The sequence below is a fragment of the uncultured Aquimarina sp. genome, assembly GCF_947500065.1.
Lineage (GTDB): Bacteria > Bacteroidota > Bacteroidia > Flavobacteriales > Flavobacteriaceae > Aquimarina.
In genome coordinates this window covers 422,915-436,933 of record NZ_CANMQT010000003.1, presented here as the reverse complement: position 1 = coordinate 436,933, position 14,019 = coordinate 422,915, and the positions used below count along the sequence as shown (strand labels likewise).

Annotated in this window: 12 protein-coding genes; 10 read left to right on the top strand and 2 right to left on the bottom strand. The window is 31.0% G+C overall.

Translation table 11 applies throughout. The features are described from left to right. Positions 1-11 precede the first annotated feature (11 nt). Genes Q0975_RS11990 through Q0975_RS11960 form a run of 7 tightly spaced genes read left to right on the top strand, consistent with a single transcriptional unit; the run spans position 12 to position 6,951 of the window. Positions 12-1,508: an AMP-binding protein gene (locus tag Q0975_RS11990; RefSeq protein ID WP_299436915.1), complete on the top strand. Its 1,497-nt coding sequence runs from the start codon at positions 12-14 to the stop codon at positions 1,506-1,508. 20 nt (positions 1,509-1,528) lie between these two features. After that, complete coding sequence (locus Q0975_RS11985; protein ID WP_299436913.1) at positions 1,529-1,774, top strand: acyl carrier protein; 246 nt, start codon at positions 1,529-1,531, stop codon at positions 1,772-1,774. Positions 1,775-1,779: 5 nt separating this feature from the next. After that, the gene (locus Q0975_RS11980; protein WP_299436911.1) at positions 1,780-2,385 is read left to right on the top strand and encodes a sugar transferase; all 606 of its coding nucleotides are present in this window, start codon (positions 1,780-1,782) and stop codon (positions 2,383-2,385) included. Positions 2,386-2,427: 42 nt separating this feature from the next. Further along, positions 2,428-3,072: a NeuD/PglB/VioB family sugar acetyltransferase gene (locus tag Q0975_RS11975; protein ID WP_299436909.1), complete on the top strand. Its 645-nt coding sequence runs from the start codon at positions 2,428-2,430 to the stop codon at positions 3,070-3,072. Positions 3,073-3,075: 3 nt separating this feature from the next. After that, positions 3,076-4,656, top strand: coding sequence for an FAD/NAD(P)-binding protein (locus Q0975_RS11970; protein WP_299436907.1), 1,581 nt, complete (start codon positions 3,076-3,078; stop codon positions 4,654-4,656). Between the two features lie 49 nt (positions 4,657-4,705). Next, positions 4,706-5,797 (top strand): GNAT family N-acetyltransferase, encoded by a 1,092-nt coding sequence (locus tag Q0975_RS11965; RefSeq protein ID WP_299436906.1) that lies wholly within the window; start codon positions 4,706-4,708, stop codon positions 5,795-5,797. Next, positions 5,794-6,951: a GNAT family N-acetyltransferase gene (locus Q0975_RS11960; protein WP_299436904.1), complete on the top strand. Its 1,158-nt coding sequence runs from the start codon at positions 5,794-5,796 to the stop codon at positions 6,949-6,951. The genes Q0975_RS11965 and Q0975_RS11960 overlap by 4 nt, the downstream gene beginning before the upstream one ends. A gap of 3 nt (positions 6,952-6,954) precedes the next feature. Here Q0975_RS11960 and Q0975_RS11955 read toward each other — a convergent pair whose 3' ends face one another. Together Q0975_RS11955 and Q0975_RS11950 are read right to left on the bottom strand one after the other, a co-directional pair. After that, complete coding sequence (locus Q0975_RS11955) at positions 6,955-7,923, bottom strand: hypothetical protein (RefSeq protein WP_299436902.1); 969 nt, start codon at positions 7,921-7,923, stop codon at positions 6,955-6,957. A gap of 35 nt (positions 7,924-7,958) precedes the next feature. Then, entirely contained in the window at positions 7,959-9,410 is a 1,452-nt protein-coding gene (locus Q0975_RS11950; RefSeq protein ID WP_299436900.1) for an MBOAT family O-acyltransferase, read from the bottom strand. Positions 9,411-10,084: 674 nt separating this feature from the next. Between Q0975_RS11950 and Q0975_RS11945 the strand changes: the two genes are divergently transcribed. The 3 genes from Q0975_RS11945 to Q0975_RS11935 all read left to right on the top strand — a co-directional run bounded on the left by Q0975_RS11945 (position 10,085) and on the right by Q0975_RS11935 (position 14,018). Next, positions 10,085-11,218: a DegT/DnrJ/EryC1/StrS family aminotransferase gene (locus Q0975_RS11945; RefSeq protein WP_299436898.1), complete on the top strand. Its 1,134-nt coding sequence runs from the start codon at positions 10,085-10,087 to the stop codon at positions 11,216-11,218. Beyond that, positions 11,215-13,143, top strand: a complete 1,929-nt coding sequence (locus tag Q0975_RS11940; protein ID WP_299436896.1) for a nucleoside-diphosphate sugar epimerase/dehydratase — start codon at positions 11,215-11,217, stop codon at positions 13,141-13,143. Before Q0975_RS11945 ends, Q0975_RS11940 begins: the two co-directional genes overlap by 4 nt. 83 nt (positions 13,144-13,226) lie before the next feature. Then, positions 13,227-14,018: a polysaccharide biosynthesis/export family protein gene (locus tag Q0975_RS11935; RefSeq protein ID WP_299436895.1), complete on the top strand. Its 792-nt coding sequence runs from the start codon at positions 13,227-13,229 to the stop codon at positions 14,016-14,018. Position 14,019: the final 1 nt, after the last annotated feature.

Sequence of the window (14,019 nt, the reverse complement as noted above, 5' to 3'; positions counted from 1 at the left end):
TTAACTGCAATATGGAATTTGTAAAAAAACTACAGGAATCAATAGAGAAACATTCAGATCACAATGTGTTGTGTATTAATGGTGCTTTTCATACATATAAAGAGTTTGCTTTAGAGATATCCAAAATAAGAGCAGCAGTAGTAAATGCTGTAGAAGATTCTGAAAAACTTATTGGTCTTGTCACCAATGATGATCTTCAAACGTATGCAGGTATCGTTGCACTTTGGTTAGAAGGAAAGGCATATGTTCCTGTTAATCCTGACGTTCCTTTTGAAAGAAATGCAAAAGTCTTTGAGCTAACAGAAACAAAATATGTAATAGATTCATCAGAATCTACCGACTATAATAACTATAAAGTTATTGCTTCTAAAGGATTAGTAGATGCAGAGATAAATCTTGTTCTTAAAGAATTTTCTGGTGATCAATTAGCTTATATCTTGTTCACCTCAGGTACTACTGGTTTACCCAAAGGAGTTCCTATTACTTTTGATAATGTGCAGGCTTTAGTAGGAGCAATTGATGCAGAACCAACATTCGATCTTGTTCCATCGGATCGATGTTTACAGATGTTTGAACTTACCTTTGATTTTTCGGTGGTAACGTATTTATTTCCTTTATTGGCAGGGTCTTGTATGTATACAATTCCTAAAGGAGCTATTAAGTATTTCTACATTTTTAAATTGATTAATGAAGAAAAGCTTACGGTTCTGACGATGGTACCGTCTATCATCAATTATCTGCGACCTTATTTTGGAGAAATAAACGCTCCTGATGTAAGGTATTGTAGTTTTGGAGGTGGTGCTTTACATGATGAAATCGCAAAAGAGTGGAGTGATTGCCTTCCGAATTGTAAAATATTCAATTATTACGGACCTACTGAGTTTACAGTATATAGTGGTTTTTATCCATATCATAAAGAAACAGATACTAAATCACATAATGGCATTATAGCTATTGGTACTCCTCAAAAAGATACATTGTATCTTGTGGTAAATGAAAACAATGAAGAAGTTGCTATTGGTGAAACTGGTGAATTATGCTTAGGTGGACCGCAAATAACACCAGGATATTGGAAAAATGAAGAACGAAATGCTCAAAGTTTTTTCACAAGAAAAGAAAATGATAAAAATATAAGATATTATAAGACGGGAGATCTTTGCTTAAAAGACGAAGAAGGAGACTTCTTATATGTAGGGAGAGCAGATTTTCAGGTAAAAATTAGAGGATATAGAGTAGAACTTGCAGAAATAGAATTTCACGCAAAATCTAGATCTGATAAAAAGGTGAATATGGTAGCACTGGATATTACAAATTCTCTTGGCAATGCAGAGCTTGGTTTGGCAATTGAATCCGAAGAATTTGATACTGAATATATATTTGACCATATGAAAAAGATGATGCCTAGTTATATGATTCCGATGCATGTGAGATTCATAAAAGAATTTCCGCACAGTATTAATGGGAAAATTGATAGGAAAGAGTTAAAAAAACATTTTAATATAAGCTAAACAACTAAAATAACCAATTAATGAATAGAGAAGAGATTTTATCTAAAGTGAGAACAGCATTCATTTCAGTATTAGAACATGAAAATTTCCAACTTTCCAATGAGACTACAGCAAATGATGTAGATGGATGGGAATCTATTACACATATGATGATTATTACAGAAGTAGAAAAAGCTTTTAGTATTAAGTTTAAATTAATGGATCTTATGAATATGAATAATGTCGGGGATTTAATTAATAGTATAGAATCAGAATTACAAGCGTAGATTTTATGTACAATTCATTTATAAAACGTTTGATAGATTTTACACTTTGTTTTATAGGTGTTCTTTTGTTATCACCAGTTATATTGGTGCTTATAGTGTTGTTGGCTATTGCCAATAATGGTAAACCGTTCTTTTTTCAATCACGACCTGGTAAAAATGAAAAAGTTTTTAAGATTATCAAGTTTAAAAGTATGAACGACAAAAAAGATGAAAAAGGAGAGTTGTTGCCTTTTGAAAAGAGAATTACAAAAACAGGAAAGTTTATAAGAAAGTATTCATTGGATGAAATCCCGCAACTGTTTAATGTTATAAAAGGAGATATGAGTCTCATAGGTCCAAGACCACTTTTGGTGAAATATCTACCATTGTATAATGATTTTCAAAAAAAGCGACATAATGTAAGACCTGGAATTACAGGTTGGGCCCAAGTAAATGGACGAAATACTATTTCTTGGGATGATAAATTTAAATTAGACGTTTGGTATACAGAAAACAGGAGTTTCAAACTTGACTTTAAAATTATTCTTATGACGGCTAAGAAAGTTTTGTTTAAAGAAGATATTAATAGCGGTGAAAATGTAAATATGCCTACTTTTACAGGTAATAATTAACCAAATAGAATAAGAAACCACTAAAAACTATATTATATTAAAGTGAAAAATGCTGTAATAATTGGTGCAGGAACCCAAGGACAGGTGTATGCTTCCTATCTTAAAGAGGCAGGTGTAAATATCATTGGTTTTATCGATGATAATCCGGAGTTGGTAGGTAAAGAAGTGATTAATATACCCGTTATCGGTAAGTATAAGGATTTGTTTTTGGATGAATTTAAAAATAAAATTCAAGATGTCTATTGTCCTATAGGAGTGAATGCAGTAAGAGTGGAGTATTTATCCACTTTAAAAAAAGAAGGATACGGTATTCCTGGTTTTTTACATCATACGGTGTCTATTGCACCAGATGTAACAATTGGTGAAGCTGTATATATGTTAGCAGGTAATATCGTGATGCCACATACAACTATTGGTAATTATATTATGATTAACATGGATAGTACCATAGCACATCACGTAACCTTAGAAGATGGAGTTTTTATGTCTTCTGGTGTTAACATAGGCGCTTTAATTAATGTTAGAAAAAATGCTTATGTTGGTATGGGAGTTACTGCTATGACAGGTGTTAAAGAAATAGGTAAAGAAACCTTAATAGGGGCAGGAACAGTAATTATAAAAGATGTTCCAGAATACACTACGGTAGTTGGTAATCCAGCACGCGTAATAAAAACAAAACAACCATAGTTTATGGATTTTGAAATTAAAACTAACCACACAGATATCGCCTTTATTGGTTCTGGTATCTCATCGTCATTTACTATTTTACATTTTCTTGATCAATTAAAAACCAATTCGATTAATAAGAAAATATCAATAACTATTATTGAAAAATATCCGGAATTTTATACAGGAATACCTTATGGTATAAGATCTGGTTTTTCAGTTTTATTAATTACCTCTTTAAAGAACTTTTTACCAGAGCCAGAATTAAGCAAATTTATTAAATGGCTTAACGAAAATAAAGAATGGCTATTAGAAGAGTTTAGATCTGAAGGTGGTGAATTATCTTCGGAATGGCTTTCTACGCACAAAGAAAAACTCAAGAATAATGAATGGGAGGATCTTTTTATTCCTCGTCGTTTTTTTGGTTGCTATATTGATCAGAAAGTCAAAAACAATATTGAGGCAGCTCAAAAAAATGATAGTATATCCATAAACTTCATCAATACAGAAGTAATTGATTTAGATAAAAAGAATGATGGATATGTGATGTCTCTTGATGATGGTCAAAAAATCATATCTGAAAAAGTGATTCTTTCTGTTGGTTCACTACCAACTGTTCAATTATGGAAAAAAGAGGATTTAATTATAGAAGATAATTTAATCTTTATTAATAATCCATACAAACCCAACCTAAAAGAAATACTAAAGAAAGTAGAAGTGTTCTTGGAGAGTACATCAGAAAAAAAATGTAACGCATTGATCGTAGGAGCAAATGCTAGTGGATTAGAAATGCTTTACAAATTAAATGATTTGGAAAGTATAAAATCTAAAATTAATAAGTTTACGTTGCTTTCTACTCAAGGATTATCTCCAGATTCTATAGTTGATGAGGAAAGAAAAAAGAAATATGCTCCGAAAAATTTACTTTCTCTAGTCGAGTGTGAAAATTTAACCGCGAAACAAATAGCAGAAGCTACTTACAGAGATTTAGACTTAGCTGACGAAATTAACTTAGGAGCAGCTTCTACAGTTGATATTATATCCAAAGCTTTTGGTTCTCTTTTGACAAAGTTAGATCAAGAAGAATTGAGAAAATTTGCTTGCCGATACGGAAATGATATAGGAAGAAGACAACGATGTGCAGGGTATCATTATTCCAAGACAATCGATAGGCTAAAAGAAGAAAACCGCTTTGATCATATTGCAGGAAGATTTGTGGATATTAAAAAGGACTCTGATAATAAATATTCATTAGAATATTTAGATACAAAATCCGGAATTAATGTAACTAGTGAAGATTCGATAAACATTGTTTTTAACTGTATTGGAAGTACAAATTTAGATGCTACAGATATTCCACCATTATTGAGCAAAATTGTAAATAAAAAATTGTGTGTCCCTAATGAGTCTAAAATTGGTTTTGATGTAAATGAGTCTTTAGAAGCATCAAGCAATTTGCATATTGTGGGACCTTTATTAGCGGGTAATATTTTTGAAGGAAAAGCAGTGTGGCATGTGGAGCATTGTGGCAGAATTATATGGTTATCACAAGTTTTAGCTGAGAAAATCTATAACTATTTTGATGAATATGTAGTAAAAAACTAGCAAATAAAATCAATCATTAAATAAAATCAATCATATTAAAACTTTTACATTGGAGGAAAATTACAGAATATTAATAAAAAATCTTGATGATAGTTCTGAAGTTGTGAAATATAAGTCACTTCTAAAAAAAGAGTGGAATAATAACGTTTATTATTCTATAGAACACCTTCGTCATTCTGAAAAAGATTCTGACGAATTGAGATGCTTTTTGTTTGAAAAGGATGGTGCTCCTATCATTCTGATGCCCTTTGTATTAAGGAAGATAAAAATAAATGAAAAGGACTATCCTTATTATGATGTTATTAGTCCTTATGGATATAGTGGCCCTTTATTTAATGAAAATGTAACCTCAAACGATCTTGCAGAATTTTGGAAACATGTAGATATTTGGTACAACGAGAATAATGTTATAACAGAATTTGTGCGTTTTAGCCTCAATGAAAATCATGAGAATTATTCGGGTTCTTTAATAAAAACACTGTCTAATGTAAAAGGTCGTTTATTAGATAATTTTGAAGATCAATGGAATGCATTTTTACCTAAAGTAAGGAACAACTATAGAAAAGCAATAAATTATGATTTAGATTTTAAAGTTTTTCATAAAGATCAAATAACTAAGGAAGTTATAAAAATATTTAATGATATTTATGTAGCTACTATGACCAGAAATAACGCGGATAGTATTTACTTTTTCTCTAGTGCATATTTTGAAGACTTGATTTTATCCAATTTGGATAATTTTTCTATCGTTGTTGTTTATTATGAAGGTATACCTATTTCTGTCGAACTTATTATAAATTATAAGGATGTAATTTTTGCATTTCTAGGCGGTACAAATGCGGAGTATTTTAGCTATAGACCTAATGACTTTTTAAGAGTAAAGGTAATAGAGTGGGCTGTGGAAAATGGTAAGAAACATTATGTCCTTGGAGGTGGAATGAAAGATGGAGATGGATTATACAAGAATAAGAAATCACTTTTCCCTAAAGATGAAGATGTGATATTTTGTACAGGAAGAAAAATAGTAAATGAGCAGTTGTATGATGAACTGTGCTTGTCTTCCGACAAAGAATATACAAATATTAAGAAAGAAGATCTAAAAAATTATTTCTTTCCTTATTATAGATTAAGTAATAGATGAGAAAAGAGCATATAGATTACTTTTTCGAACTTTTTGAAAAATGTTCAATCCCGAAACTATTCTCAGAGGTTCGTCCTTCAGAAAATGAAAAACCATTAATCAATCCTGATTATGATGATAACCTGGTGCATAATCCAGATACGATATATTCCGTTTTTTTTATACCAGACTATTTAAAACCAAGTCTTAAAAATGATAGGTTTGTTATAAAAAAGGTGGATCAGTTTTTTAAAGGGTATGCTATTTTTCTTGAGGGGTTTGCAAATGCTGATGCATATATAAAACATCGTTTTAGAAGCAATGCTAAAGCAATAAGGAGAAGAGTGAAACGATTAGAGTCATGCTTTCAGATTTCTTATAAAACCTATTATGGATCGATAGAAGAAGATGAATATGCTTTCTTCATGGATTCTTTAGAAAAAATGTTAATTAGAAGGTTTGAGCAGCGTAACGATGTAAGTCAAAGTCTTTTAAGGTGGGATCATTATAAAAAGATGTACTTTTCTTTAATCAATGAAAAAAAGGCATCGATGTTTGTTGCTTTTGAGGGTGATCAACCTATTATAGTTTCCTTAAATCATCATTTTCAGAACAGATTATTTAGTGCAATATCTTCTTATGATATTGATTATTCTAAATTTAGTTTAGGTAGTGTAGAGATTTATAAAAAGTTAGATTGGTTGATTGAAAATAATCACAAATCCTATGAAATGGGGATGGGGGATCTAAGTTATAAAAGAGAGTGGTGTAATCATATATATAATTTTGAACATCAAATTATCTACCCAAAAAAATCTGTTGTAGGATTCGTTAAAGGAAATATAGAATGTCTGAAAGTAAAACTTAAGGAGTTTGTATTTAAGGTTGCCTATGTTCGTTATAAAAAGTATAAAGCAAAACGAAAGGAAAACCCAGTTATTCCTACTGATGAATATCAGGTTTCTGCTATAGAGGAGGCGCTATATGACAAAGATCTTAAAATAGTGGATTATAATACTAAAGAATACAGTCCGTTAAGAAGAATTGTATTTGATTTCTTATACACAAGTATTGATAACGTTAATAATGTTAGAGTGTTAGAAGTTTCTGAAAAAGAAAAATCCTATTTAATTGTTGGAAGTGCTAAAATGCAAAAAGTAGTGTTTAATAGTTAGTTACTACTTTTTAATTTCTAATTCTTTAAGATATTCACTGATCGCTTTTGCAATTAAAGCTCTTCCGTTATTGTTCCAATGTCTATCATAGATCAAAGTTGTAGCTTGATCACTTTCTTCAAAGTGTTTTGAAAAGTCAATATAGTTAAAGTCGTTATTGTCTAGATAGGATAAGAAGAGGTTACTAGTAATTCGTGAATCTAGTAGTAATGTAAAACGATTTTTATCAAAGCCATATTTTTCAATTAAACTATTAAAATTCGCTAAGTATTTTTTTTCTTTCTTATTCTTAATCCGTAAAACTTCTTCTTTGTTTACATCTTGTTTTTTAATTGCAGGTTTTAAGATGTTGATTAGCTTATACATGAGTCTTTGAGGTGGGTCTAAAATGCCAATGCTTTTACAATAGACAAGTAGTTTACTTTTTTTAAGAAGCCTATTCATAGGCGATTCTAGTGCCAATCGTCCCATTATTACTTCATATTCTCCTCTTGTAAGATCATTAGAGAATTTTATTCCAAGAATTATATGATCAATTGCATCAAATTGTTCTTTGTAGGCGTTTACTAGATGCAACTGATCTGCAAAATCATATCCCGCATATCCATATTCATACACTTCGATTTCTGGTATAGATTTCTCTATTTTTTTACCGATAGAGTTATAGTAGTTTTGATGAAATCCTTCTATAAATGAATCTCCAACAAGAGCAACTTCAATTTTGTTTTTAGTAGGGTTAAATTCTCTATAAGAGTTATATCCTGAGTTGTTTATATGGTATTCAGAGAAATTTTGTCTTCTGTTTCCTGTAACAGAAAAACCATTCTGATTAGGCATCCATTTCTCTACTTTATGTTCATCTAGAATCCTGGTAGGAGTGTCTTTTCCTAAATGAAAAACACGTACTAATAATTCTAATGAAATAAGAACCAGAAAAACATATAAGCCGCTTTTTAGAATAAGTTTTTTCATTTTGTTTCAGTTCTATTTTGTATACTTTTAAAGTTTTAAAATTGAAAATAAATAAAAGATCTGTCGATATTATCATCAAAGAAAAGAAGCATCCCTAAAATTACTAAAGTATAGGCGACAAATCGTACTAGTTTTGATTTAAATTTAAAAGGGGATCGCTCATCTCTTCTGATTCTAAATTCATACAAAACAAATATCCCTAGTAATATAAAATAGTCTATCATACGGTATCCTAAAGGATGTTCGTATATTTCAAAACTAAAATTGGTATATATCTGTTTTAAAAAACCAAAAGCATCTGTTATTGATTCTGATCTGAAAAACACTCGGGAAAATGTTACCAGAGAGAAGGTGAGTAGTATCTGTAATATTTCCCTAAAAGAAGGAAACCAGCTATTTTCTGCTACAACATTATTCATGTAAATCCGATTACGTCCCATTAAGAAAACCGGAATATATAGAAGTGCATGAATTGCTCCCCAAGCAATAAAAGTCCAATTAGCTCCATGCCAAAAACCACTTACCAAGAAGATAATACAAATATTTCTTACAGATTTTAGTTTACTTACTCTACTACCTCCAAGCGGAATGTAAACGTAATGTCTAAACCAAGTGGATAATGATACATGCCATCGTTGCCAGTATTCTGCTACATTTCTTGAAAAACTTGGAAACTTGAAATTAGACATTAATTCTATCCCAAATAATTTAGCAGTACCAATAGCAATATCAGAGTATCCGCTAAAATCTCCATATACCTGGAAACTAAATAATGTAACACCAAGTATGAGAGTAGAGGCAGGATAGCTACCATAATTAGCAAAAATATCATCTACTATGGGGGCTATAGAATCAGCAATTACTACTTTCTTAAAAAGTCCCCAGATTATTAGTTTTAAGCCCTCAGTACATTGAGAATACTTAAAGGTTCTTTTTGTTGTAATTTGTGAGAGTAAATTAGAGGCTCTCTCAATTGGACCAGCCACTAATTGTGGAAAAAAACTTACAAACGTTGCAAAAGAAATAAAATCTTTAGTAGGGGTAAGTCTTTTGTAGTAAATGTCTAAAGAATAAGACATCGTCTGGAACGTATAAAAAGATATACCAACAGGAAGTATAATTTGCAAAGTCCATGAACTCTTTAGTTCATAGCCGAAAATGCTAATAAAGTCAACCCAAGAATCAACAAAGAAGTTGTAGTATTTAAAGAACCCCAAAAGCCCAATATTAAAAATTACGCTCACCCATAGCCATCTTTTTCTTTGCGAAGTAGAGTCACTATTGTAGATGTATTGACCTACCATATAATCAATAGTAGTGCTGGCAAGAATAAGAAACAAGAAACGCCAATCCCACATTCCATAAAACAAATAACTCGCTACTAGAATAAAAATATTCTGGAGTTTTAAGTGTTTGCTAAAAAAGAACCAGTAAATAATAAAAACTACCGGTAAAAAGATGAAAAAATCTAAAGAATTAAATAACATGCATCACCATTAATATAATATTAGGGGATTCGTTTATTTTTTTGAAGCCCGTAAATTTTGTTTATTTAATTTAATAAATCAAGAATTATTTTATTTTTTTCTAAAATTCCTTTTTTACAAGCCTTTCAAGGTATTATAAGAGCAAATTTGTAAGGGGCAAAAACCCTATTTATAAACAGGTGATTTCCTGCTGATTTATTAAATTTTACTAAGTATCATTGTAGTGTTATTTTACTTGTTGATTGAAGTAGGAAATTACGGCTAAATTATTGTTAAATGTTAGTTAAAAAATGTTAAAAAGTGTAGTTTATACAAGATTAGTTAAACAAAATGAATCCTTTTGTAGGTTTTTACTTGTATTTATAGTTGAGATATATAGTACTTTTCTTACGGTAAACCCCTTGTTTAAGGGTTTATTAGGAAGTAGTTATGCTGTTAAACGCCTTTTTTAAGTATTCTATCTAAAAAAATAGTTTTTCCGATGATATTAAATGTAACTGAACTATTTTAGCATCGGTTAAAGCAAGTAAGAGTAAAATACAATTTTTGGAAGTGCTACCCCCTTCTTCCTAACATTTTATTAGATTGTCATGAAAAAGAATGTCAGCAATTGTAACAATTTTGTTACAATTATTGAGGATAAAGTATTGTTCAATAATTAACAGGGGAAAATTATGAATACAGTAAAATCCAAGAAAATATGGCTTTCTTCACCACATATGGGGGGAACGGAGCAAAGTTATATTAAGGAAGCTTTTGAGACTAATTGGGTTGCACCATTAGGGCCAAATGTGGATGGTTTTGAAAAAGATATTGAGAATTATCTAGGGAGTAATTGTCATGCAGCGGCACTAAGTTCTGGTACCGCATCTTTACATTTAGGTCTTAAACTTTTAGGTGTAACACGAGGGGATGAAGTGTTGTGTCAAACTATGACCTTCGCAGCTTCTGCAAATCCTATTGTGTATCTGGGAGCAAAGCCAGTCTTTATTGATAGTGAAGCACAGACATGGAATATCTGTCCTGAACAATTAGAATTGGCTATAAAAGATAGAATCGCTAAAGGAAAAAAACCAAAAGCTATTATTGCTGTGCACTTATATGGTATGCCATATAATGTAGATGCGATTCACAAAATAGCATCAGAATACAAAATTCCTGTTTTAGAAGATAGTGCAGAATCATTAGGAAGTTCCTATCACGGTGTTAACTGTGGAACTTTTGGAGATATCGCGATACTTTCTTTTAATGGTAATAAAATTATTACTACTTCAGGAGGAGGAGCATTAGTAGCGAAAAAACTAGAACATAAAGAAAAAGCTATTTTCCTTGCAACACAAGCAAGAGATAATGCACCACATTATGAACATACTGAAATAGGGCATAACTATAGAATGAGCAATATTATTGCTGGAATTGGTAGAGGTCAAATGGAAGTATTAGAAAAACACGTAAACAATAGACGGAATAATTTTAATTTTTATAAAAATAATTTGGGAGACTCTACTGAAATTAAATTTTTGGTAGAGCCTACCGGTTTTCATTCTAACAGATGGTTAACCTGTATAGAAACTACTTCTTATGAATTAAGAGAAGGGTTAAGGTTAGCATTAGCCGAAGAAAACATAGAATCCCGACCACTATGGAAACCCATGCATCTCCAACCTGTTTTTGCGGATTGTGATGCTTACCTCAATGGAATTTCTGATGACCTATTTGATCGAGGACTTTGCTTACCCAGCGGGTCTAACCTTGAAGAAGAAGATTTATTTAGAATTGTATCGGTAATTAAAAATATATTGAGATGATAAAGGATTATATAATTAATAACTCGCATAAGCATGCATCTAAATGGCTTGTATTATCTATCGATATTGCAATTACTATTTTAAACTTCTTTTTGGCATATGTAGTTAGATTTGGTATTACACTGGATTTTGAGGTTACTAATTTGGTATACCAAATTCCAGTAATGACAATTTTAGCAGGGATTAGTTTTTTAATGATAGGTTCTTATAAAGGAGTTGTAAGACATACGGGTATGAGAGATGCTTATAATCTCTTTTTGGCTGTAACTGTTTTGATATCATTAAGCGGGGCATTGATGGTTTCTAGTAGGTTATCGTTAATACCTGAGCTTCTTAATATTCCTGTATCTATTATATGTGTTCATTATCTACTAAATATTATTACGCTTACCACTAGTCGTTTAGTATTTAAATATTGCTATCATTATATTAAATCAAAACTAGGAGATTCTTCTAGAGTTATGATTTATGGAGCAGGAGACTCTGGTTTGATTACATTAGCTGCAATCACTAATGATTCTCATAAATCTGTAACCGTAGTTGGTTTCATAGATGATAATCCACAGAAAGTTGGAAAAACAATCAATGGTATTACAGTATTTAAATCTAAAATCATTACACAGAATTATATTACAAAACATAATGTCACTGAGATCATTGTGTCAATTCCTCATATAGAAAAACAGCGTTTATCTGAAATTTCTGATAATTTACTTAAGCTATCAGTGAAGGTGAAGATTATACCAGCTATAAATGATTGGATTGATGGTAAATTAAATGTTTCTCAGATTAAGCCAATTCAGATTGAAGATTTATTAGATAGAGCTCCTATTGCTTTAGAAAATCAAAATATCAAAAAAGAACTTCAGGATAAAGTGATATTAATTACTGGTGCTGCAGGATCAATAGGAAGTGAAATAGTTAGACAAGCTTCTTTTTATGATTATAAGCATTTGGTGTTAGTGGATCAGGCAGAATCACCTTTATATGATCTTCAACAAGAACTCTTGAGTAAAGGAGTTAGTAATTTTACGCCAATTGTTGCTGATATTAGAGATCATCAACGTATTGAAACTATTTTTGAACGTTTTACACCTAATATGGTATTTCATGCAGCTGCGTATAAGCACGTACCATTAATGGAAAATAATCCTTGTGAAGCTATTAAGATAAACGTTCTGGGTACAAGGAAATTAGCAGATTTATCATCGGAGTATGGTGTAGATAAATTCGTTTTTGTATCAACGGATAAAGCAGTAAACCCTACAAATGTAATGGGTGCTACTAAGAGAGTTGCTGAGATGTATATAAAATGTCTACATAGAACAAGTAAGACTAAATTTATTACAACAAGGTTTGGAAATGTTTTAGGATCAAATGGTTCTGTAATTCCTTTGTTCAAAAAACAGATTGACAAAGGAGGACCACTTACAGTTACTCATAAAGATGTTACTCGTTTCTTTATGACAATACCTGAAGCTTCTCAATTAGTTATTGAAGCTGGAACAATGGGTAATGGAGGAGAGATTTTTATTTTTGATATGGGTGAGTCAGTAAAAATATTTGATTTAGCTCAAAAAATGATTAGATTATCTGGACTTAATTATCCTAATGATATTGATATAGAAATAACAGGATTAAGACCTGGTGAAAAACTATACGAAGAACTTTTAGCTGATACAGAGAATACCTTACCAACATACCATAAGAAAATCATGATCAGCAAATTTGATGACGCTGATTGTCCATTAGTTATGGATAAGATCGATGATCTATGTATTATGAATTTGTTCAATCAAGATCATAAAATTGTTGGAAAACTTAAGGAAATCGTACCAGAATTTATATCTAAGAACTCTGCCTTCGAAAGTATCGATATCAAGAACAATGAAACCAATAATAAGGAACAGAAAGTACTAGTTTAGTCTTCTTTTTAAAATAGTTATAATAAACGAGATTATTATTATACTTTTGTTCGTTGATTGAAATATCCTAAAGCATTTATAATATGCATTCATACAAATTTTTACTATTGTTGGTACTATCAACAATTATTTTTTCTTGTAAAACACCTACAGATGTTGTGTATTTTCAGGATTCTCAGAACTTAGAAAAAATTAACTCTACAAATTCATTTACTCCAGTTTTTAAAGTGGATGATGTTGTAAGTATTTTGGTCTCAGCTACTGATATGGATGCCGCAAGACCTTTTAATCTAATGCAAGGAGCTAGTTTACCATCTCCTACTGGAGATATTGGTGCCAGTTCTGGTGGAAATGGAGGAGTAGAGCCAACCTATCTTATTGATGAAGAAGGAAATATCGATTTTCCGGTATTAGGAAAATTAAAGATATCTGGTTTGACTAGGGTGCAGATCAAAGATATGCTGAAGGAAAAGCTAAAAATATACATCAAAGATCCTATTGTTAATGTTAGACTTAAGAATTTTAAAATTACAGTTATTGGTGAAGTAAGCCAACCAGGTTCTTTTACAATTCCTAATGAAAGGGTAACGATTATTGAAGCTATCGGTTTAGCAGGAGACCTAACTATTATGGGGAAAAGAGGTAATGTAATGGTGATTCGTGAAAATGATGGGGTTAATACCTATCATAAGGTAGATCTTACTTCTAAATCTATTTTTGATTCGCCAGTTTATTATTTGGCTCAGAATGATGTATTGTATGTAGAGCCTAATGATGCTAGAATAAAGGTTTCTAAAGGAAGAGATAATACGATTGGAATTGTTTTGAGTGTAGTAAGTGTAGGTTTAGCTGCATTGGCACTTATTTTAAGATAGA